At 62.8% G+C, this 20,104-nt stretch carries 21 protein-coding genes and 1 pseudogene; 13 read left to right on the top strand and 9 right to left on the bottom strand.

The genetic code is table 11. From position 1 onward, the window contains the following. Nucleotides 1-15 precede the first annotated feature (15 nt). Nucleotides 16-1,821, bottom strand: a complete 1,806-nt coding sequence (locus tag ACOZKU_RS23875; RefSeq protein WP_421580965.1) for a chloride channel protein — start codon at nt 1,819-1,821, stop codon at nt 16-18. 176 nt (nt 1,822-1,997) lie between these two features. Between ACOZKU_RS23875 and ACOZKU_RS23870 the strand changes: the two genes are divergently transcribed. Continuing rightward, on the top strand, nt 1,998-2,429 hold the full coding sequence (locus ACOZKU_RS23870; RefSeq protein ID WP_421580964.1) for a MarR family winged helix-turn-helix transcriptional regulator: 432 nt from the start codon (nt 1,998-2,000) through the stop codon (nt 2,427-2,429). 609 nt (nt 2,430-3,038) lie between these two features. Here ACOZKU_RS23870 and ACOZKU_RS23865 read toward each other — a convergent pair. The 7 genes from ACOZKU_RS23865 to ACOZKU_RS23835 all read right to left on the bottom strand — a co-directional run bounded on the left by ACOZKU_RS23865 (nt 3,039) and on the right by ACOZKU_RS23835 (nt 7,429). After that, a complete protein-coding gene (locus tag ACOZKU_RS23865) occupies nt 3,039-3,371 on the bottom strand; it encodes a cupredoxin domain-containing protein (protein ID WP_421580963.1) in 333 nt (110 codons plus the stop codon). Continuing rightward, nucleotides 3,368-3,889 carry a DUF4142 domain-containing protein gene (locus ACOZKU_RS23860; RefSeq protein ID WP_421580962.1) on the bottom strand — a complete coding sequence of 174 codons (522 nt, stop codon included), beginning with the start codon at nt 3,887-3,889 and terminating at the stop codon, nt 3,368-3,370. Before ACOZKU_RS23860 ends, ACOZKU_RS23865 begins: the two co-directional genes overlap by 4 nt. 75 nt (nt 3,890-3,964) lie before the next feature. Beyond that, nucleotides 3,965-4,597 carry an RNA polymerase sigma factor gene (locus ACOZKU_RS23855; RefSeq protein ID WP_421580961.1) on the bottom strand — a complete coding sequence of 211 codons (633 nt, stop codon included), beginning with the start codon at nt 4,595-4,597 and terminating at the stop codon, nt 3,965-3,967. Nucleotides 4,598-4,698: 101 nt separating this feature from the next. Further along, nucleotides 4,699-4,983, bottom strand: coding sequence for a DUF6522 family protein (locus ACOZKU_RS23850; protein WP_421580960.1), 285 nt, complete (start codon nt 4,981-4,983; stop codon nt 4,699-4,701). Beyond that, nucleotides 4,980-5,447, bottom strand: a complete 468-nt coding sequence (locus ACOZKU_RS23845; protein WP_421580959.1) for a group III truncated hemoglobin — start codon at nt 5,445-5,447, stop codon at nt 4,980-4,982. The genes ACOZKU_RS23850 and ACOZKU_RS23845 overlap by 4 nt, the downstream gene beginning before the upstream one ends. A gap of 1,309 nt (nt 5,448-6,756) precedes the next feature. After that, on the bottom strand, nt 6,757-7,080 hold the full coding sequence (locus tag ACOZKU_RS23840; protein ID WP_024270705.1) for a helix-turn-helix domain-containing protein: 324 nt from the start codon (nt 7,078-7,080) through the stop codon (nt 6,757-6,759). Beyond that, a complete protein-coding gene (locus tag ACOZKU_RS23835; RefSeq protein WP_421581046.1) occupies nt 7,070-7,429 on the bottom strand; it encodes a type II toxin-antitoxin system RelE/ParE family toxin in 360 nt (119 codons plus the stop codon). The genes ACOZKU_RS23840 and ACOZKU_RS23835 overlap by 11 nt, the downstream gene beginning before the upstream one ends. Nucleotides 7,430-7,689: 260 nt before the next feature. On the opposite strand from ACOZKU_RS23835, the gene ACOZKU_RS23830 reads away from it, so the two are divergent. The 10 genes and pseudogenes from ACOZKU_RS23830 (at nt 7,690) to ACOZKU_RS23785 (ending at nt 18,181) form a co-directional block, all read left to right on the top strand. Beyond that, the gene (locus ACOZKU_RS23830) at nt 7,690-8,421 is read left to right on the top strand and encodes a Crp/Fnr family transcriptional regulator (RefSeq protein WP_421580958.1); all 732 of its coding nucleotides are present in this window, start codon (nt 7,690-7,692) and stop codon (nt 8,419-8,421) included. Nucleotides 8,422-8,770: 349 nt separating this feature from the next. Then, nucleotides 8,771-9,279 (top strand): annotated as a pseudogene (locus ACOZKU_RS23825) (IS630 family transposase); the annotation flags it as partial. Between the two features lie 99 nt (nt 9,280-9,378). After that, nucleotides 9,379-11,538: a 4Fe-4S binding protein gene (locus ACOZKU_RS23820; RefSeq protein WP_421580957.1), complete on the top strand. Its 2,160-nt coding sequence runs from the start codon at nt 9,379-9,381 to the stop codon at nt 11,536-11,538. A gap of 14 nt (nt 11,539-11,552) precedes the next feature. Beyond that, nucleotides 11,553-13,481 carry a TAT-dependent nitrous-oxide reductase gene (gene nosZ, locus ACOZKU_RS23815; RefSeq protein ID WP_421580956.1) on the top strand — a complete coding sequence of 643 codons (1,929 nt, stop codon included), beginning with the start codon at nt 11,553-11,555 and terminating at the stop codon, nt 13,479-13,481. A gap of 3 nt (nt 13,482-13,484) precedes the next feature. Then, entirely contained in the window at nt 13,485-14,813 is a 1,329-nt protein-coding gene (locus ACOZKU_RS23810) for a nitrous oxide reductase family maturation protein NosD (RefSeq protein ID WP_421580955.1), read from the top strand. Then, nucleotides 14,779-15,678 carry an ABC transporter ATP-binding protein gene (locus tag ACOZKU_RS23805; protein WP_421580954.1) on the top strand — a complete coding sequence of 300 codons (900 nt, stop codon included), beginning with the start codon at nt 14,779-14,781 and terminating at the stop codon, nt 15,676-15,678. Before ACOZKU_RS23810 ends, ACOZKU_RS23805 begins: the two co-directional genes overlap by 35 nt. After that, a complete protein-coding gene (locus ACOZKU_RS23800) occupies nt 15,675-16,496 on the top strand; it encodes an ABC transporter permease (RefSeq protein ID WP_421580953.1) in 822 nt (273 codons plus the stop codon). The genes ACOZKU_RS23805 and ACOZKU_RS23800 overlap by 4 nt, the downstream gene beginning before the upstream one ends. Next, nucleotides 16,493-17,077: a nitrous oxide reductase accessory protein NosL gene (locus ACOZKU_RS23795; RefSeq protein WP_421580952.1), complete on the top strand. Its 585-nt coding sequence runs from the start codon at nt 16,493-16,495 to the stop codon at nt 17,075-17,077. Before ACOZKU_RS23800 ends, ACOZKU_RS23795 begins: the two co-directional genes overlap by 4 nt. Nucleotides 17,078-17,080: 3 nt before the next feature. Beyond that, on the top strand, nt 17,081-18,019 hold the full coding sequence (locus ACOZKU_RS23790) for an FAD:protein FMN transferase (protein ID WP_421580951.1): 939 nt from the start codon (nt 17,081-17,083) through the stop codon (nt 18,017-18,019). Nucleotides 18,020-18,031: 12 nt separating this feature from the next. Then, on the top strand, nt 18,032-18,181 hold the full coding sequence (locus tag ACOZKU_RS23785; protein WP_314092023.1) for a hypothetical protein: 150 nt from the start codon (nt 18,032-18,034) through the stop codon (nt 18,179-18,181). Between the two features lie 53 nt (nt 18,182-18,234). Here ACOZKU_RS23785 and ric read toward each other — a convergent pair whose 3' ends face one another. Beyond that, complete coding sequence (ric, locus tag ACOZKU_RS23780) at nt 18,235-18,912, bottom strand: iron-sulfur cluster repair di-iron protein (protein ID WP_421580950.1); 678 nt, start codon at nt 18,910-18,912, stop codon at nt 18,235-18,237. 202 nt (nt 18,913-19,114) lie between these two features. On the opposite strand from ric, the gene ACOZKU_RS23775 reads away from it, so the two are divergent. Then, complete coding sequence (locus tag ACOZKU_RS23775) at nt 19,115-19,507, top strand: hypothetical protein (RefSeq protein ID WP_314092026.1); 393 nt, start codon at nt 19,115-19,117, stop codon at nt 19,505-19,507. A gap of 157 nt (nt 19,508-19,664) precedes the next feature. Beyond that, nucleotides 19,665-20,104: YcnI family protein (locus ACOZKU_RS23770; protein WP_421580949.1), on the top strand; the 440-nt coding region annotated here is incomplete at its 3' end.

Below are 20,104 nucleotides of genomic sequence, written 5' to 3'. Positions count from 1 at the left end.
CAGGTTTCACTTGTTTCACGGCACGATCTTCCCCGGCCCGAGATAGGGCTTGCGTTCGTTCTCCATCGTGTTGGCGGCGTGGCGCAGCCGCAGCAGGTCCTTGCGTGCCACGAGGCCCACGAGCCGGCCGCTCTGCGGATCGACCACCGGAATGCGGCCGACGTCCGTCGCGAGCATCAGGTCGGCGACATAGCCAATCGTATCCTCCGGATGGGCGACGGGTACCGACGTATCGGAGACGCGCTCGTCGAGGGCATGGTCGGCGAGGGCCGGGTCCTGTTGCCAGCGCAGGGCATCGCCACGCGACACGACGCCCTTCAGCCGCCCCTCCGCGTCGACCACCGGATAGATCCGGTGCGTCTTTTCGGTGGTGGCGAAGAAGGCGGATGCCTCGCCGACGCGCATCTGCGCGGGAAGCGTATCGACCGACTCGATCATGATGTCGCGGGCGCGGGCATACTCGAAAGGATCAATACCGTATTCGCGGGTGATGTGCTGGCCCCGCCGGGCGATCTTTTCTGTCAGGATGGAGCGGCGCAGAAGAAGCACGGTAACGGCGTAGGCTGAAATCGTCGCGGCAAGCAGCGGCAGTAGGGTCGAGACGTCGCCAGTCAGTTCTACCGCGAAGAAGGTGCCGGTCAGCGGTGCGCGCATCGTGCCGCCCATCATCGCGGCCATGCCGATGAGCGCCCAAAAGCCCGGATCGCCGGGAAACACCAGTCCAATCAGCCAGCCGAGCGCGCCGCCGAGGATGAGAAGCGGCGCAAGCACCCCGCCCGACGTCCCTGAGGACAGCGATATCAGCCAGATCGCGGCCTTGACTAGCAGGATCGTCAACACGGCCTGCGGCAGCATTCGGCTGTTGAGGAGGCCGTCGATGATGTCGTAGCCGACGCCCAGCGCGCGTGGCTCGATCAGGCCGCCAAGACCGACGGCAAGACCGCCGATCGCCGGGCACCACATCCAGTGGATCGGCAGCGCCTCGAAGGCATCCTCGATCCGGTAGAGCAGCGTCGTCAGCAGGCCGGATTGCAGGCCGGCGATGAGCCCGGCAAGGGCGCAGAGGCCAATGCCCCACCACGGCAGGTCCATGTGGAACTGTCGCGGAAAGAGCGCACCCGCCTCGAAGAGGAACGGACGCCAGCAGGCAGAGACGCAGGCGGCGATCGCGACGGGGATGAAGCTGCGCGGCTTCCATTCGAACAGCAGAAGCTCGACGGCGAGCGTCACCGCAGCGATCGGCGAGCCGAAGATGGCCGTCATGCCGGCGGCGGCGCCCGCCACCAGTAGTGTCTTGCGCTCGGCCGCGCTCATGTGGAAGCACTGGGCGAACAGCGAGCCGATCGCCCCGCCCGTCATGATGATCGGCCCTTCGGCGCCGAATGGGCCGCCCGTGCCGATGGAGATCGCCGAGGAGAGTGGCTTCAGGATGGCCACCTTCGGCGACATGCGGCTGCCGCCGATGAGGATCGCCTCGATGGCCTCGGGAATGCCGTGGCCGCGGATCTTCTCCGAACCGAAACGGGCCATCAGGCCGATGACGAGGCCGCCTATGGCGGGTGTTGCGACCGTCCACAGCGAGCGCCGGGCCTGCGCCGGGGACGTCGCGGCAAGGCTAAACTGGCCGAACCAGGCGAGATTGGTGACGAGCGCGATGAGGGTCACCAGGAGTTTAGCCGCCAGCGCGCCGCCGGTACCGACGATGATTGCCATGCCGATCAGGGCCAGTACGCGCCGGTCCGTCGTAAAATCTCCGGCCTCGCGCCGCGCGAGGCCGCCGATGAAATCGTGCGGTCGGTTGTGAGGCTTCGTTTTCAGCATGTGCTTTCCGCTGATGTCATATGAGGGCCCTGCAAATAGATCGTAATACGATATAAATCAATAGCCCGGCACGACGAATTGGAGGCCACAGCTTCTGGCCCACGCGACGTGTCTGCGGTAATCCAGAGACGCGGGCGCCCTGCTGAGGCGTCCCGCTGGAGAACGTGGAGCGGGGAATGCCCAAGGATAGGCTAAGCGATACCGACTACGAAGCCCTCGCCAACCTGCGCTACACACTGCGCCGATTCATGGATTTCAGCAGCTCGGCTGCTCACGCGGAGGGACTGCCGGCCCAGCAGCATCAGGCCCTGCTGGCGATCCGCGGCTATCGGAGCGAAGAGGCAATGACCGTTGGCAAGCTTGCTGAGCGTCTGATGATCGCACCTCATTCGGCGACGGAACTTGTCGGCCGGCTCGTCGCGGCCGGCTACGTGATGCGGCAGGTCGACCCTGTGGACCGCCGCCGGCAGATGCTCACGCTGTCGGACAAGGCCGGCGCGGTCCTCGAGCAACTGAGCGCCATCCACCTCACCGAAATCCGCGAGATGGCGCCGCGTCTCATCGACATTCTAAAGACGTTGGAACGAGAACGCGTGGCGGATGAATGAGAGCTGGCATCAGTGTATCGGGCATAGCGCGCTGACGCGAAAGCCTTCCAACAAGCTTGAATCGGAAAGGTTTTGCGCCGGAAAACAGCAATTCATCTGGGGTGTGGGACGCCCTACAAATCTGATGAGTATTCAACTGTAACACCAGTAGCGGTTCATACCGTTCAACACTTCAAATTCAAAACCCGCTACACTCTCGCGGCCAAAGTCGCGAGCGCAGCCGATCGGTCGAGCCAGCCGATCTGGTTGGCTCCCTCGACGACAGGCAGGCGGCCTTCGGCGCCGACGAGGAAAGCGCAGTGAAAGCCTCCTGGCCAAGCTCGCGCGCGCCGACGAGGGCGGCGATGGCCAGCATTGACAGCGCCATCATCACCGTCTGTTTGACCGAGAATGAGCGTCGGCAGGGCAGCGGACAGGCGTCGAGCGCTCCAGAGATGACTGCGAGTTCACGAATAGCTAGGCCGCTGTGCCGGCTTCAGGATCGCAACGGTTACCCGTCCTTCGCTCCGCGACGAGGGTTCACGATCGTGCGATTTTGATGTCCTCTTGTTCCGACCCTAGCATCGCTCGTCGCGCGGTTGAGCGCTCTCACTCCGCCGCGCAATCTATTCATTGTCGAATAACGATCCGTCCCGTCATATTGGGGTGGAAGCGGCAGTAATAATCCACCCTGTCATCGGCGGTGACGACGTGGGTCGCCTTCTGGCCGGGCGGGATTGTCACCTCCCAGCCGCCCATCACGGTAGCGGTGTGGGCAAAGGGGTCGCTGTTCGTCCACTCGATCGTTTCGCCCACCCTTGCCTCGACCTCGGTGGGCTGGAAGGCGAGTTTTTCGATCTTCACATGCACCGTGCCGTTATGCGCGCGGGTAAGCGCCGTGCCGGCCAGCACCGCCGCGCCGGCAATCAGCACCTGCCGCCGCTTGAGGAGGCCCGAAATCATTTCAGGCCTGCGGCGACATGTTCGGCATGCTGCTCATGGCCCTGAAAGAGCTTCAGGCCGGTTTCCAGCAGGCTCTTCAGTTCGGCGTTCTGCGCGGAGGGGATGAGCAGGGTCTCCAGCGCACCGTTGACTTGCTTGTGATAGGCTACCTCGTTGTCGATATAGGCCTTGTCGAAGGCCGCACCGTCGAGCTTGCCGAGTTCGGCGCGCTTTTCCTCCGCCGTCTTGGTGAATTCCTGGCTGGTGGCGTTGTCCTCCGGCGTTAAGTTAAGCTTTTTGAGGAGGGCGAGCGCCATCTCGTTGACGGCCTCGTGATCCTTCTGCATGGACTCCGCGAAGGCCTTCACATCGGCGTTCTTGGTTTTCGACAGCGCGAGCTTGGCGGCCTCGACGTCGATCACGCCGGCGCTGTAGGCGATATGGGCGATCTGCGGATCGTTTGGCGCATCGGCGGCAATGGCGAGCGGGACGGCGAACATGAGGCAGGCGACGCTGATGGCAGCAATAAACGTCTTCATCGGGTTCTCCTCGGCGCCGGCGGCGCCTTTTTGGTTGACGCCCTATTGGATGCCGGCCAGCGCAAGAGGTTCCCGTTATTTTTCCAGACCGAGCCTAGCGATGACCGCCGCGGTCAACCGTTCGCAACGCACGCCGGCAAAGGGGAAGGCATCGATCAGCACGGGACCGATCTGCGCCTCCAGCCGGTTGCGGAGGAGCTTTCTTGCCCGGTGGAGACGGGTCTTCACCGTCGCGGCCGGCAGGTCGAGCAGGGCGGCGGTCTCCTCCACGCTCAACCCTTCGATGACACGGGCGACGAAGACAAGGCGGAAGGTCTCGGGAAGCGCATCGGTCGCCTCCTCGACGAGGTCGAGAAGCTGTCGCTGCGCCATGGAGCGCTCCGGATCGGCAACGGGGGAGGAGAGCGGGAAGGGAATGATCTCGGCCTCGGCCGATGTCAGCGCCGGTGCCGCGCGCTTCACCCGTTTCTGCGCGCGGAGCCGCATCAGCGCGGCATTGAGCGTGATGCGCGACAGCCAGGTCGACAGCGAAGCCTGGCCCTGGAAGGTGCCGAGCCGGGCGAAGGCGCTGAGATAGGCCTCCTGCAACACGTCCTCAGCATCCGCATTGCTGCGCACCACGGCGCGCACCAGCCGGTAGAGGCGCTGGTTGTGGGCTTTGATGATCGCGCGCACGGCAGCGGCATCGCCTGCCGCCGCGCGGCGCACGAGGTCGCCTCATCGGCCGCGGGGGTAGGAAGGGTCTGCAAAACGGACATGAAATGCTCCTTTCGCACCCTTGGATGCCGACCCGGTGGGAAGGTTCCCGGCTAGCGCGCCTTTTTGGGCGCGGCGGGCAGCACGTCGAGCCGCTGCTCGCCGACGCGGCCGTCCGCCTCCACGGTCGCCTGCCATCGCCGGTTCCCGCAGCGCACGGAAAGCCGCCAGCGGCCGGCGTCGTCGCGTTCGCCGCGCCCTACGCGGGAGGAAACGAGGCCGCGCCGCATCATGTCGCGCAGGGTTTCCGTCGGCCAGCCGATGCGCTGGGCCAGCAGATCGGCCGACAGCAGGAATTCGCCGCTCTCGTCGCGGGCAAGGGTGAGAGCCGCATTCATGTGAGGGCGTCTCGCGAAATCGGTACGATCTTCATGGAATCCTCGCCGCGATGGAAGGCGATGGCAAGCCGGAAGGAATGGGCGATGCGTAGCGCCCGGTCGAGGAAGAGATCGGCCACTTCGGGCGGGCAAAGCCGCTCGACGGTGGTGCGGAACAGCGAGAGCCAGCGCTGGAAATGCGCTTCCCCAAGCTCGGGGATGGAAAGGTGCGGCGGCAGCGGCCGGCCTTCGTAACGGCCGGTGCGCAGCAACGTCGCCGACCAGAAATCGCACATCTTGGCGAGATGCACAGGCCAGTCTTCCGTGGCGATGATGCTGTTGAAGACGGGGCCGACCAAGCCGTCCTTGCGGATCTCATCGTAGAAGCCGTGCACGACGGCATGGATCATCGCCTCGTCGAGCACGTCGGGCAGGAGCTTGCCGTCGATGACGGCGCTGCGTTCGGGCACCGGCCGTCCTCTCATGAGTTCACCTCGGGCATCCTTCAGTCCTTTCCGTCAGTCTTTGGCCTGTCCAGGCGTCCTCATGCTACTGGCCATTCTGTGTGTCGTCTCTGCGATCAAAACTTGTGGCACAGAGGACAGCCTAACGGCGACGATCGAAGCCTACAAGATTCTCAGGCTCGATGGATTCTGTTAGGCAGTGTTTATGGTTTAACGAAGTGGGCTTCGGCAGTCTCTGGACGCGATCGCGGTCTCCACGCAGAACCAGCAGTGTTTCGCCGCTCAAACACCCATCTGCGACGGGGGGTATTGCCCGGGCCAGCGCCGGTCATCTCGCAACTTCCTCAATCGCGCATTTGGCAGAAATGAGCCGCGCCAACAGAGGCGGAAATTCTTGGTGGAAACGCCGGGTCAGTTCTCGGTAGCGATCAACACGGTTACCGATTTGTCGGTGTTCAGCCGCCTGGAGTCAGCGTCACCCAGAAAGGCTCGGACACTCTAGTGCTACGCCGTGATCCGGTTCGCGCGCACGTGCAAGCAGCTCATCGGTAAAGGGCGGGCTGTGCTATTCTATCATCGGGCCGCCCATTCTCATTCAAGACGTGTCATTGGACGGTATTGCGGCTGATTAACCGGTCTGTATCGGTTCGAGTCATGCTAAGGTCCAGTTCAGAGAATCCAGGGAGCATGAACATGGCAGTGTGTTTCGGCGTGGTATTTGACCCCACCATCGGCGCCGACGGATGACCCCCGCTACACCGGAGAACCCACAAATTGATCAGTATGTTAATCTACGCAGACGGGGTCATTCTTTAGCGTCGAAAGGGGTTAAACTTCAACGCAAAATCACAGTCGTCGTTCGCGTGCCCGATCTGAGGCCGGTATTCACTTTCGGCAACTCCCTGCCTTGTGCTCTTCGGCTGGACAGGGCGGATTCTGCGCCGCCTGACCGCGCATCTGCCGCTTGTCATGCGGCGGATGCTGGGTGCGAAGTAGCCGTTGCGCGAGGATTGAGGGCCACACCCTCGATCCTTCGGCCTAACGCCTGCGCCTGTCCTTGCGCCACGCGAACACCGTTTCGACGTCTGTCTTGCCGCCGCGCGGGCCGTGGATCGTGACGGAGCGGGATGCGGCGGCGATGGAAAAGTCCAGCGCTTCCGCGAAGGCGTGCCCCTGTGTCAGGCACCAGGTCAGCGCCCCGCCGAAGGTGTCTCCGGCCCCCTGACGTCGACCACATCCACGGAATAGCCGGGGGGAGCTGTTCCAGTGCATCGAGAATGTGCGGTCGTCTCAACGTTAGAATGCTACCCACCATCCAACAGAGGTTCAGTTACGCGAGCATCTGCAGCCCGTGCTTTTGCACGAGCGACAGGAGCTTGAGTGCCGGCCCACTTGGGCGCTTGGCACCGGTTTCCCACTTCTGAACCGTCGATTGACTCGTGTTCAGATAACGGGCAAAGACCGGCTGGCTGACATGGTTGTCCTCGCGGAGCGCCTTGATCTCGCCAGGCGACAGTTCCTGCGGGATCACAAGGCAATCCTCATCGAAGGTCCGCATCGTTTCCTTGTCGATGGTCCCAGCTGCAAGCATGCCTTCGACAGCGCTATGGATTGCCTCGAACGCATCGCTCTTGAACTTGCGTTTAGTTGCCATGATCAATCTCCAGTAAGGCGCCAATCTCAAGTTCCGCTTCGAGGTCGGCTTTCGCCTTGGCCCGGTAGAGGTCCGCGAGTTTCCGGAACGCCAGAAGCTCGTCGTCATCGATGTTCGCCCGGTCCTTCTTGGCGAAGAGATAGGCGAACACCCAGAACTCTCCGGCCTTCGCCAAAACAATTGAACGATGCATGTTGTCGTTGAGGCGCTTCTTGAAGACGCCACCGCCGAGATCGTCGGCTTGTCCAACGGCAATCTGAACGATTGCCTTCGACAACGCCTTGTCGGAGATGCGCGCCTTCTTCGCCGCCTTGGCAAACCACGCTGTTTTGAACACTCGTTCTGACATCGGTCCATATAGCACTAAGTGCTACATCCATCAAGATTGTAATAGGAGAGCTATGCTGCCTCCGATACCTCATTCAGAATTCGGGCAGCAAGCGCGCCCGTCTTGCGGCTTCGACATCCTCTAGTTTCGAATGTTCACTGCGGGTGTTGATTTGCACTGAGAGCTGACCCGGGTGACCGCGTAGCTAATCTTGGGGATGTCCGCAAACTTGTCGAAACGCAAGAAGACGCGCACATAGTGGATAACCATTGGAGGCAGCTATGGGATCAACGTCCGTCGAACAAAGCGTTTCTGAAATCGCTACTCCCTCCGGGTGTAACGCCTGTGAGGCTCGCGGAGAAGGAATTTGCGGCGTCCTTTCACCACAGCAGCTTGCGAGGCTCGCAAAGCATAGCAAGCGGAGGACCATTGCGGCGGGGTGCGAACTGGTTTCTCAGGGCGAGGAGGCTGCGACCTACAGTAATGTTCTCAGTGGAGTCCTGAAGCTTGCCAAGACTATGGCGGACGGTCGTCAGCAAATTGTTGGCCTACAGTTTGCGCCATCTTTTGCCGGACGACCGTATAGCCACCGAAGCGCCTATGCGGTGGAAGCTGCCTCGGAGACGCGGATATGTACTTTTCCGCGTCAGCCGATGGATTTGCTTGCGCTCGAAGTTCCTGAGCTTGGCCACAGGCTCCATGAGCAGGCGCTGAGTGAGCTTGATGAAGCGCGCGAATGGATGCTGACCCTAGGGAGAAAGGACGCGCTGGAGAAGATATCAACTCTGCTCTTATATATGGCTCGGCGCCTCGATCCAGGCGATCACGATAAGAAATGTTTTGAGTTGTCATTGTCTCGGCAGGAAATTGGCGATTATCTTGGCCTGACGATCGAGACGGTGAGCCGTCAGTTCACGCGCTTGCGCAAGCTTAGAGCGATCGAGCTCGAGAATCTGCGTCTCGTTCGGGTTCCGAACGTAGGCCGACTGGCAAGCCTTGCAAGTGTTGACTAATCCTAGCCTCCCGATGGCATTGGTCGTGAAACTCACCCTCGGGCTGTGTCTATGTCAGTGCCCGTCGCTGCCGTTCTATAGTGGTCTAGCAATTTTGGTCGGCGCCGGCGGCGGCAAGCGACGGGCGTTGCAAAAGACTGATACACAATGGAAGACCGGACGCTTCGACGAGCGTCTGAGCTGTGATCGCTTTCAAGCATCTCGTCAGTGTTGGTTCCATAATAAGCAGCTATGATGCACCACCGCTTGTATGGGATGATCGAAGTTTCAATCACGTAGAAAATCTTGTGAACACGTCGATGGTTCGATTTCAAGAGCACGACGACCCGTCGACTTTCCGCCCGCTCGCTGCGTCTTCATTGACGAAACAGGCCTGGCGACCAAGATGGCGCGCCTGAGCGGCCGTTCGCTTCGCGGTGAGCGCTGCCGGGCCGGTGTGCCGCACGGCCACTGGAAAACCACCACCCTCACCGGCGCGCTCCGGCTGACCGGCATGACCGCTCCCTTCCTCTGTGACGGCGCCATGAATGGAAACTTATTGCGCGCCTATGTCGAGCAGGTGCTGGTTCCCACGTTCGCCGCCGGCGATGTCGTCATAATGGATAACTTGCCCGCCCATAAGGCCGCTGGTGTCTGTGACGCCATCGAAGCGGCGGGCGCGAGCCTGCTCTACCTGCCGCCTTACAGTCCAGACTTCAATCCATCGAAAACGCCTTCGCCAAGCTCAAAGCGATGATGCGGACAAAGGCCGAGCGGACCATCACCGAGCTCTGGGAAGCCGTCAGCTCCATCGTCGAGCTCTTCACCCCCGCCGAATGTGCCAACTACTTCACCGCCGCTGGCTATGATCCGGATTAAACCCGACATGCTCTAGTTGTTCGCTATTTGACGCAAGTCAACGACCGATCGAGGCGAACGATCCAATGCTCTCGCGATGATCCGCAGGAATGCCTTGGAATGAAAATCGTCCGTCTCCTTCTTCTGCTGTGTGCCAGTCTGTGCTGGGTGGTGGCCGCCCATGCGCGTACGGTTCTGCAGGAGTACCTGCCTGCCGCAGCCGCGTCAGACCTGGTGCCCGGTGCAGATGGTTTCGGTCCAATTCGCGCGGACCTGGCGGTGGCGCCGGTTTTGAAGGGCGACCAGACGGTCGCTTGGGTCTTCATAACCTCGGACTTCGTCGGTACCACAGGCTATTCTGGGAAGCCGATCCATACGCTCGTCGCCATCGGCACGGACGCCAGGATCGTCGGCGTCAAGCTGGTAAAGCACTCCGAGCCCATCGTGCTCATCGGCATTCCCGAAGCGAAGGTGAAAGCCCTGGTCGCCAGCTATGCCGGCCTAGACATTGTCGCCGAGGCGAAATCAGGCGGTACGGCGCATGAGGTGGACGTCATCTCCGGGGCGACTGTGACTGTGATGGTGATCGACGATTCCATCGTCCGCTCTAGCCTGAAGGTCGCCCGTGCGCTCAGTCTCGGCGGGCTCGCTCCGGAAGCGCACGAGGCTGGGCCGCGCTTCGAGATTGATCGGGATGCCACGGGTCCTGCCAATTGGACGGAGGCCGAGGGCGACGGGACGCTACGCCGGCTGTCTCTCGATGTCGCTCAGGTCAACGCCGCCTTTGACGAACATCCCGACGAACGGGCGCGCGACCGCGCAATTACCGAAGCGCCGCAGACCACCTTCATCGACATGCAGGCTGCACTGGTCTCGGTTCCTGCAATCGGCGGGGCGTTGCTCGGCCCGGCCGAAGAGGCCAATCTCAAGAGTTGGCTGAAAGACGGCGAGAACGCCATCGCCGTGATGGCGCGCGGCCTCTATTCCTTCAAGGGGTCGGGTTATGTGCGCGGCGGCATTTTCGACCGGATCGTGCTGATCCAGGACGACGTGTCCGTGCGCTTCCGCGACCGCGACCATCGCCGTCTTGGCGGCATCGCGCTTGCCGGTGCACCTGAATTCACCGAAATGGACCTGTTCCGCATTCCTGCGGGTCTCGGTTTCGATCCGGCCAAACCCTTCCGCATCCAGCTTCTGGCGCAGCGCGAGGTCGGGCCGATCGAAAAGGTCTTCCATACCTTCGACCTCGGCTATCAGTTGCCGCAGAAATATCTCCGCGCCGTGGCCCCGCCGGTGAAGGAGGCTTTGGCTGTCGCCGATCGTGGCGAGGGGGCCGCGCAGGCCGATCTGTGGAAGCGCATCTGGCAGGATTCCAAGCTGAAGATAGTCGTGCTCGGCGCCATGCTGGTGGTGCTGACCGGGGTCTTCTTCTTCCAGACCTATGCGGTGAAGAACGCCAAGGGGTTCTACATCTTCCGCATCGTCTTCCTGACGGTCACGCTGGTCTTCCTCGGCTGGTATGCCAATGCACAGCTCTCCGTCGTCAATCTGATGGCGCTGTTCGGCTCACTGGTGACCGGCTTCAGCTGGCAGGCGTTCCTGCTCGATCCGCTGACCTTCATCCTGTGGTTCGCGGTAGCGGCCGCCCTGCTCTTCTGGGGACGCGGCGCCTATTGCGGCTGGCTCTGCCCTTTTGGTGCCTTGCAAGAACTGACGAACCAGATCGCCCGCAAACTGCGCATCCCGCAATGGACGTTGCCATGGGGACTGCATGAGCGGCTGTGGCCCGTCAAGTACATGATCTTCCTTGGGCTTTTCGGCGTCTCTCTGATGAGCGTCGAGCAGGCTGAGCATCTGGCCGAGATCGAACCTTTCAAGACGGCGATCATTCTGAAATTCATTCGAGCATGGCCGTTCGTGGCCTATGCAGTGGCGCTTCTGGTCGCCGGGCTCTTCGTCGAGCGTTTCTACTGCCGGTATCTCTGCCCGCTCGGCGCAGCACTCGCCATACCCGCGCGTATCCGCATGTTCGACTGGCTCAAGCGCTACCACGAATGCGGAAGCCCCTGTCAGACCTGCGCGATCCAATGTCCGGTGCAGGCGATCCACAAGACCGGCGAGATCAACCCGAACGAGTGCATCAACTGCTTGCACTGCCAGGTGCTCTACCAGTCCGAAACGATGTGCCCCGTCGTGATCAAGAAAATGAAGTCGCGGGCCAAGCTCGCGGCAAGTCCGGGCGGCGCGCCGATCCACCAGCCCGCAGAAAAAGTTAACTGAAGAAGGAGTCGATCATGGAATCGAAGGAAAACAAGGGGCTGAGCCGCCGAGCGCTCTTCAGCGCCACGGCAGGGACCGCTGTTCTTGCCGGCACGATGGGGCCGGCCGCCCTTGGCCTGGGGGCTGCGGGTCTCGCGACCCCGGCCCGTGCCGCCGCCGGAGCGGATGGTTCCGTCGCGCCCGGCAAGCTGGATGACTATTACGGCTTCTGGTCTTCGGGACAGTCGGGCGAGATGCGCATTCTCGGCATCCCCTCGATGCGCGAGCTGATGCGGGTGCCGGTGTTCAACCGCTGCTCCGCGACTGGCTGGGGCCAGACGAATGAATCGATTCGCATCCACCAGCGCACGATGACGGAGAAGACCAAGAAGCAACTCGCCGCGAACGGCAAGCACATCCATGACAATGGAGACCTGCATCATGTCCACATGTCCTTCACCGAGGGCAAGTATGACGGCCGCTATCTCTTCATGAACGACAAGGCCAACACCCGCGTGGCGCGCGTGCGTTGTGACGTGATGAAGACCGACGCGATCCTGGAAATTCCGAACGCCAAGGGCATCCACGGCCTGCGCCCGCAGAAATGGCCGCGCTCGGACTACGTCTTCTGCAATGGCGAGGACGAAGCGCCCTTGGTCAATGACGGCTCGACCATGACCGACGTCTCGACCTATGTGAACATTTTCACCGCCGTCGATGCCGACAAATGGGAGGTCGCCTGGCAGGTGAAGGTCTCCGGCAATCTCGACAATTGCGATGCCGACTACGAGGGCAAGTGGGCCTTCTCGACCTCCTACAATTCCGAAATGGGCATGTCGCTGGAAGAGATGACCAAGTCCGAGATGGACCATGTCGTCGTCTTCAATCTCGTTGAAATCGAGAAGGCGATCGCCGCCGGCCAGTATGAAGAGGTCAACGGCGTGAAGGTCGTGGACGGCCGCAAGGACGCCAAGTCGCTGTTCACCCGTTACATTCCGATCGCTAACAACCCGCACGGCTGCAACATGGCGCCGGACAAGAAGCACCTTTGCGTCGCCGGCAAGCTCTCGCCGACCGTTACGGTGCTCGACGTCACCAAGTTCGACGCGATCTTCTACGATAATGCCGAACCGCGCAGCGCCGTGGTGGCAGAACCGGAACTCGGCCTCGGCCCGCTGCACACCGCCTTCGACGGTCGCGGCAACGCCTATACGTCGCTCTTCCTCGACAGCCAGGTGGTGAAATGGAACATCGACGAGGCCATCCGCGCCTATGCCGGTGAAAAGATCAACCCGATCAAGGACAAACTCGACGTCCAGTATCAGCCCGGCCACCTGAAGACGGTGATGGGCGAGACGCTGGATGCCTCCAGCGATTGGCTCGTGTGCCTGTGCAAGTTCTCCAAGGACCGCTTCCTGAATGTCGGTCCGCTGAAGCCGGAGAACGACCAGCTCATCGACATCTCCGGCGACAAGATGGTGCTGGTGCATGACGGTCCGAACTTTGCCGAGCCGCACGACGCCATCGCCGTCGCCCCCTCGATCCTGCCGAACATCAAGTCGGTGTGGGACCGCAAGGATCCGCTCTGGGCCGAAACCCGCAAGCAGGCTGAGGCCGACGGCGTCAATATCGACGAATGGACCGACGCTGTCATCCGCGACGGTAACAAGGTGCGCGTCTATCTGACGTCGGTCGCGCCGAGCTTCAGTCAGGAAAGCTTCACCGTGAAGGAAGGTGACGAGGTCACTGTTATCGTCACCAATCTCGACGAGATCGACGACCTGACGCACGGCTTCACCATGGGTAACCACGGCGTCGCCATGGAGGTTGGGCCGCAGATGACGAGTTCGGTCACCTTCGTCGCGGCCAATGCGGGTGTCTACTGGTACTATTGCCAGTGGTTCTGCCATGCCCTGCACATGGAAATGCGCGGGCGCATGTTCGTGGAACCGAAGGGTGCCTGAACGATGCGGCTGTCCGTTTTCCTGATCGGCCTTCTTCTCGCTCCGCCGCTGTCAGCGGCGGAGCGTGCCGTCGCGCCGGGTACGGGCAGCCTCGCGGCGGCCATCGCTGAGGCGACGCCCGGCGATGTGCTTGTCCTTGCCGACGGGGTCTATGCCGGTCCCGTCGTCATCGACCGGTCGCTCATCATCTCGGGCCCTCGCGGTGCGGTGGTGGACGGGCAAGGGCGGGGCAGCGCGATGACGATTGCCGCTGCCGGCGTGACCCTGACGGGTTTCACCGTCACCGGCTCGGGCCGCGTGAACCAGGATCTCGATGCCGGGGTGAAAATCCTGGAGGGTGCCGATCGGGCACGCGTTGAAAAGCTGCTCGTCACCGGAAACATGCATGGTATCGACGTGCATGGCGGCCGCGATGCCGCCATCAGCGGAAACGAGATTATCGGAACCGACAGCCCGCGCATGAACGAGCGCGGCAACGGCATCTATGTCTGGAACAGTCCACGTACACTGCTCGAGAACAATGTCATCCGCTATGGCCGTGACGGCATCTTCTCCAATGCCAGTGCCGACAGCATCTACCGCGGCAATGTCATGCGCGACCTGCGTTTTGCCGTGCATTTCATGTACACCCGCAACACCGAGGTCTCCGGCAACATATCGATCGGCAACCATCTCGGCTTCGCCATCATGTTCTCGAATAAGGCGAAGATCCTCAACAATTTGAGCCTCGGTGACCGCGAGCACGGGCTGATGCTGAACTATGCCAACAATGCCGACGTCACAGGCAATCTGGTGCGCGGTGGCACGAAGAAATGCCTCTTCATCTACAATGCCCACAAGAACCTGATCTGGAACAACCGCTTCGAGGGCTGCGGCATCGGCATCCATTTCACCGCCGGCTCGGAGAAGAACGTCCTGACCGGCAACGCCTTCGTCGCCAACCGCGAGCAGGTGAAATATGTCGGTACGCGCAACATGGAATGGAGCCATGGGGGCAGGGGCAATTTCTGGTCCGACCACCCGGCCTTCGACCTCAACGGCGACGGGATCGCAGACAGCTTCTACCGCCCCAACGATCTGATGGATCAGATACTCTGGTCGCAGCCGGCGGCAAGCCTGCTCATAGGGTCGCCCGCCGTGCAGCTCGTGCGCTGGAGCCAGCGGGATTTTCCCGCTACGCTGCCCGGCGGCGTGCGCGACAGCGCGCCGCTGATGCGGTCTCTCACCATATCCGTCCCGCCCGAAATCCTCGGCTTTGAGGCCGAAGCCGCCGGTCGCTGGGCCGAAGGAAATTATGATGACACCGACCCTGACACTCTCTCGGCTCACTAAGCGCTTCGGCGAGGTGGAGGCGCTGAAGGCCGTTTCGCTGACGTTGGAGGCGGGACGGCGCGCGGCGCTGCTCGGCCACAACGGTGCGGGCAAATCGACACTGATGAAGATCGTCCTCGGCCTCATCCCCTATGACGGCGGTGACGTCACGGTTTGCGGCATGGCGCCCGGTTCGCCGGCGGCGCGCGCGCAAGCTGCCTATCTGCCCGAGAACGTCGCCTTCCACCCGGCGCTGACCGGAGAGGAGCAGCTGCGTCACTATCTTGCGCTGCGCGGCGAAAACCCGAAGCAGGCCATGGCGCTTCTTGCCCGCGTCGGGCTGGAGAAGGCGGCGCGCCGACGCATCGGCACCTATTCCAAGGGCATGCGCCAGCGTGTTGGCCTTGCGCAGACGCTGATCGGCCGCCCGCGTCTCCTGGTGTTGGACGAGCCGACCTCTGGCCTTGATCCGGTGTCGCGGCGCGATTTCTACGATCTTCTCGATGGCCTCGCCGCCGAGGGAACCGCGATCCTGCTTTCCTCCCACGTGCTGACCGAGGTGGAGGCGCGCACCGACCGCATCCTCATTCTCTCTGGGGGCGAACTGGTGGCGGAGGGTACGCTTGCCGATCTGCGTGCCCGCGCAGCACTGCCCGTCTCTCTTCTCGTTCGCCCTGCTTGCGGCCATGCGCCATCGCTGGCGGCGGCTTTTCCGGAGGCGGTCGCGAGCGGGGATGGGCTTTTGCGCCTTTCCTGCGCGCAGACGGAAAAGCTGACGTTGCTCGCCCGCATATCCGCGCTTGGGGGCGACGTCGGCGATCTCGATGTGATCCCGCCGAGCCTCGAAGATATCTACAGCCATTTCAGCCGGAGGGACGGGCAATGAACCGCATCCTCGCCACCGCGATCTCGGAATTCCGCATCGCCTTTCGCAACCGCTGGGTCTCCATCGCGACGGGCATGATGGTGCTGTTTGCGCTGGTGCTCGCCGCCGCCGGTGCTGCACCAACGGGAGACGTCGGCGTGGACCGTCTCTCGGTGACGGTCGCCTCGCTCACTTCGCTCGCCGTTTATCTCGTGCCGCTTCTTGCGCTCCTGATGAGCTTTGATGCGGTGGCGGGGGAGGTGGAGCGCGGCACGCTGCCACTACTGCTCACCTATCCTGTCTCGCGCCTGCAGATCCTGCTCGGCAAGCTGCTCGCCCATCTCGTGATCCTCGCCCTCGCAGTCACGCTCGGTTACGGCGCGGCGGCGCTAGTCGCCGTCTGGTCCGATGCCGAGGCCATCAGGGGGCTTGGCTCGCTGTGGCGGCTGATCTGGTCGTCTGTCCTGCTCGGAGCCACCTTCCTCGGCACTGGTTATGCCCTCTCGGCCCTGGCGCGCCGGCCATCCGCGGCGGCGGGTTTTGCCATCGCGCTCTGGCTCGTGGCTGTAGTGCTCTACGATCTCGCCCTGCTTGCGCTGATCGTCTCGGATGGCGGCGGCGCTTTCACCACGCAGGCGCTACCGGTTGCGCTGCTCGCCAATCCCGCCGACGCTTTCCGCGTCTTCAATCTCTCGGCGGCGCAAGCCGTTGCGGCGGCCGGCGGCATCGGCGGTGCGGCAGGTGCCATTCCGCTCTGGCAATCGGCCGCCTCGCTCCTCGTCTGGCCGCTTGCCGCCATCGCGCTTGCCGTGACGGCTTTCCGGAAGGTGACGCCATGAGGATTTCGCTTCGTTCGGCCCTGTTCGTCGCCGCCCTCACGCTGCTTTCCGCCTGCAAGGACGAGGTGGCCCAAAGCACGACGCCGCAGGATATGACGCCCGAGACCCTCGGTCACTATTGCCAGATGAACCTCCTGGAACATCCCGGCCCCAAGGCGCAGATATTCCTTGAGGGCATTGCCGCGCCGCTGTTCTTCAGCCAGGTGCGCGATGCCATCGCCTATATGCGCGGCCCCGAGCAGGTCGCGCCGATCCTCGCCGTCTATGTCAACGACATGGGCAAAGCAGATGCGACCTGGAGCCGCCCCGGCAACGGCAACTGGATCGTAGCCGACAAGGCTTTCTACGTTCTCGGCTCGGCGCGTGCGGGCGGCATGGGCGCGCCGGAGGCGGTGCCATTTTCCAGCCGGGAGCGCGCCGAGGATTTTGTTCGCGCCGAGGGCGGCCGCGTGCTGGCGCTCGCCGACATCACCAATGACATGGTTCTCGCACCGGTCGACGCCGGGGCGGACCAGAGGGACGACGCCGACGCGGATTTCAACGGCCGCCTGCGTGCCCTGCCCAACAAGGCCGGAGGCTGACCCATGCCCATCACCCGACGCCGCCTGATCACAATTTCCGCCGCTCTGGCCATCCTGCCCGTTGCCGCCCGAGCCTCCATGACGGGCACGACCCGACAATGGACGGGACAGGCGCTGGGCGCACGCGCCTCGATCCGGCTCGACCATCCCGACGGAGAAGCCATCGCCGCCCGCGTCATGGCCGAGATCGATCGGCTGGAAGATATGCTCAGCCTCTACCGGCCGCAGAGCGCGTTGTCCCGACTGAACCGCGATGGGTATCTCCCCGCGCCGACTTTCGAATTGCTCGACTGCCTATCGCTGGCCGGTGCCGTCCACCGCGCAAGCGGCGGACGGTTCGACCCGACCGTGCAGCCGCTCTGGGCGCTCTGGGCTGAAGCCGCGGCAGGCGGCACGAGGCCCGATGCACAAGCGGTCGAGACGGTGCGGCACAAGACCGGCTGGGCGAAGGTGGAAGTCGACGCCGCAGCCATCACCCTGCAACCCGGCATGGCGCTGACATTGAACGGCATCGGCCAGGGCTATGTCGCCGATCGGGTCGCGGCGCTGCTGGAGGCGGAGGGGCTGAGCAATATCCTGATCGATACGGGTGAACTGCGGGCGCTTGGCGGTAAGCCGGAGGGCGGGAACTGGCCGGTACGCCTGGAGACAGGCGAACGCCTGGCGCTGCGCCAGCGCGCGCTCGCCACTTCTGCCCCACTCGGTACGACCTTCGATCAGGCAGGCCACGACGGCCATATCCTCGATCCCGTAACCGGCATGCCGGCGGCATCGGCATGGCGCTCCGTGTCGGTCTCGGCGCCGTCGGCCGCCATTGCCGATGCGCTCGCAACCGCGGTCTGTCTGATGTCCGATCCGGAGGAGATCCGGATCATGCTCGGACATTTCGAAGGTGCGCGTCTGGAAGCCAGCGCCCAGCCAGGCATTCGATCCCCGCAATGACGAGAGGCTGTCATGGAAAAGAAAGAACCGCGCAAACCCCTGGTGTTTTCCGGCGAGCAGGTCAGCGGCAGGGAAATCAACGGCAGCAGCCTGATGCCGATGCTGATCGCCGGGCTTGTCCTGATCGCGATCGGCTATGTGGCCGTGATGACCTTCGTCTGACGAATGTCTGGAGCGGCACCCGGAAAATCCGGATGCCGTTTTCCGTCTCTGGCTTAGGCACCGATGGTGGTTTCCGGCGTCTCGAAGCGCGGGAAAAGCATGGCATTCTCTAGATGCATGTGCACGACGAGATCATTGGTGAGCTTGCGCAGCCCGGTATAGAGGGCCGTCCACGAACCGCAGGCGCCCTCCGGCAGCGCCATGCCATGGGCTGCATGCTCGATAACCTGAAGAAGCCTGACGGTATCGGCATGTTCATGGCGCATCTGCGCGATTTGGCGGGAAGTCCTCGTGTTTTGCCCCTGCCGCATCAGCGGGAAGAGGATTTGCTCCTCGCTCGTCATATGGTCTTCCAGTTCCGCCTTCAGCGCGACCAGCGCGCGGGTCAGTCCTGACGGGGCGACGGGATGGTCGCCGTGAACGCGTTCGACCTTCTCGGCAAGCGGGATCAGGAAGGCCAGTTCGCGGCGGTGGGTCTCATGGTAACGCGACAGCAGGTGATCGATGAGCGGTCCGGTCTCCTGCGGTGCTTCAAGACCGGCCATCCGCTGGAGCGCCTCCAGCTCGGCGAGCAGTTCCGCCGGCGATAGGCCGGCTCGTTCAGCCGCCTCGCGCAGAGGGATGTCACCCGCACAGCAGAAATTGATGGCAGAGCGGCGAAACAGTTTGGCCGCACCCGGCAGTTCGGCGGCAATCGTGGTCACGGTGGTTTCGAGAGAAAGCGTCTGCATGCTTGATCCTTTGACGGAGAGAAGGAGCCCCACTTTGCAGGATCGGCATGCGTCGTCTTTGCGCCCGGCCTAACAAAAGAGCGCATGCGGGAAAGGCTATCGTGGTGCTGCTTGCTGCGCCGCAAAGAGTGCGACAATTCGGCGGGCCGGGAGCCTTTTCATCACGCTGCGCGCTTGCTAAGCCTCGGTGCGAGAGGTTTTGATGACGATGCACATGCAACAGCGCCGGAACGGATGGGTGGCTTTCGCCGTCGCCGTGCTGATGGCGTTGCAGGTTCTTCTGAGCCCACTGGCCCAGGCTGCATCGGTCGGCAGTTCGGCGGTGGATGCCTATGGCAACCCGCTCTGCATAACCCATCTCGATGAGCAGAAACCGGCATCGACGCCGGACAAGGAACGCTCGCTTGCGCCCGATTGCTGCACGCTGGCCTGCGGCATGGCGGCAGGCCTCGTTCCGCCCTATCGCCCTGTCCTCATCCTGTTCAATCCGCTTGCACAACCCTCGCAGCGGATTTTCGACGGCTGTGACGACCACGCGCCTTCGGCGCATGAGGCTCTGCCCGGACGCCCTCGCGGTCCCCCGACACTCGCCTGATCGCCGGGCCAGCGCCGGCAGAGCCATCGTGCGTGCATCATGTCACGGGTTTATCCGCCCTGATCGCTGCACGCGTGGACCGCCTGCTGTGCGCCCTCGCGATCCTATGTCCTTTCACTCTTCCATCATATTTTGCCGGCAGGGATGACCGGCTCTCTTGGAGACTGACAATGCTGAAAAGAACGCTTGCAACCGTTGCCGCTTTGCCCTCGGTTCCGGCGCCGCCCTTGCCCATGTTTCGTTGCAGCTGAAGGAGGCGCCTGTTGGTTCGACCTATCGCGCGATCTTCCAGGTGCCGCATGGCTGCGAGGGCAAGCCCACCAATGTGGTGCGCGTGCAGATCCCCGAAGGCGTGATCGCGGTGAAGCCGCAGCCGAAGGCCGGCTGGATGCTCGAAAAGATCAGGGGCGCCTATGCCAAATCCTACGACTACTACGGCACGCCGACCGGCGAAGGCGTCAAGGAAATCGTCTGGAGCGGCGGCAATCTTGGCGATGACGAATATGACGAATTCGTCCTCCGGGTCTATCTGACGAAGGATCTGAAGGCGGGTGAAACGCTGCACTTCCCCGTGGTGCAGGAGTGCCCGGACGGTGT

The sequence above is a fragment of the Shinella sp. M31 genome (assembly GCF_049199205.1).
GTDB lineage: Bacteria > Pseudomonadota > Alphaproteobacteria > Rhizobiales > Rhizobiaceae > Shinella.
This window is presented reverse-complemented; position numbering and strand designations above follow the sequence as displayed.

Coding starts and splice junctions, on each gene's coding strand:
- ACOZKU_RS23875 (WP_421580965.1), bottom strand. CDS start 1,821: ATGCTGAAAACGAAGCCTCACAACCGACCGCACGATTTCATCGGCGGC.
- ACOZKU_RS23870 (WP_421580964.1), top strand. CDS start 1,998: ATGCCCAAGGATAGGCTAAGCGATACCGACTACGAAGCCCTCGCCAAC.
- ACOZKU_RS23865 (WP_421580963.1), bottom strand. CDS start 3,371: ATGATTTCGGGCCTCCTCAAGCGGCGGCAGGTGCTGATTGCCGGCGCG.
- ACOZKU_RS23860 (WP_421580962.1), bottom strand. CDS start 3,889: ATGAAGACGTTTATTGCTGCCATCAGCGTCGCCTGCCTCATGTTCGCC.
- ACOZKU_RS23850 (WP_421580960.1), bottom strand. CDS start 4,983: ATGAATGCGGCTCTCACCCTTGCCCGCGACGAGAGCGGCGAATTCCTG.
- ACOZKU_RS23845 (WP_421580959.1), bottom strand. CDS start 5,447: ATGAGAGGACGGCCGGTGCCCGAACGCAGCGCCGTCATCGACGGCAAG.
- ACOZKU_RS23840 (WP_024270705.1), bottom strand. CDS start 7,080: ATGGCAACTAAACGCAAGTTCAAGAGCGATGCGTTCGAGGCAATCCAT.
- ACOZKU_RS23835 (WP_421581046.1), bottom strand. CDS start 7,429: ATGTCAGAACGAGTGTTCAAAACAGCGTGGTTTGCCAAGGCGGCGAAG.
- ACOZKU_RS23830 (WP_421580958.1), top strand. CDS start 7,690: ATGGGATCAACGTCCGTCGAACAAAGCGTTTCTGAAATCGCTACTCCC.
- ACOZKU_RS23820 (WP_421580957.1), top strand. CDS start 9,379: ATGAAAATCGTCCGTCTCCTTCTTCTGCTGTGTGCCAGTCTGTGCTGG.
- nosZ (WP_421580956.1), top strand. CDS start 11,553: ATGGAATCGAAGGAAAACAAGGGGCTGAGCCGCCGAGCGCTCTTCAGC.
- ACOZKU_RS23810 (WP_421580955.1), top strand. CDS start 13,485: ATGCGGCTGTCCGTTTTCCTGATCGGCCTTCTTCTCGCTCCGCCGCTG.
- ACOZKU_RS23805 (WP_421580954.1), top strand. CDS start 14,779: ATGACACCGACCCTGACACTCTCTCGGCTCACTAAGCGCTTCGGCGAG.
- ACOZKU_RS23800 (WP_421580953.1), top strand. CDS start 15,675: ATGAACCGCATCCTCGCCACCGCGATCTCGGAATTCCGCATCGCCTTT.
- ACOZKU_RS23795 (WP_421580952.1), top strand. CDS start 16,493: ATGAGGATTTCGCTTCGTTCGGCCCTGTTCGTCGCCGCCCTCACGCTG.
- ACOZKU_RS23790 (WP_421580951.1), top strand. CDS start 17,081: ATGCCCATCACCCGACGCCGCCTGATCACAATTTCCGCCGCTCTGGCC.
- ACOZKU_RS23785 (WP_314092023.1), top strand. CDS start 18,032: ATGGAAAAGAAAGAACCGCGCAAACCCCTGGTGTTTTCCGGCGAGCAG.
- ric (WP_421580950.1), bottom strand. CDS start 18,912: ATGCAGACGCTTTCTCTCGAAACCACCGTGACCACGATTGCCGCCGAA.
- ACOZKU_RS23775 (WP_314092026.1), top strand. CDS start 19,115: ATGACGATGCACATGCAACAGCGCCGGAACGGATGGGTGGCTTTCGCC.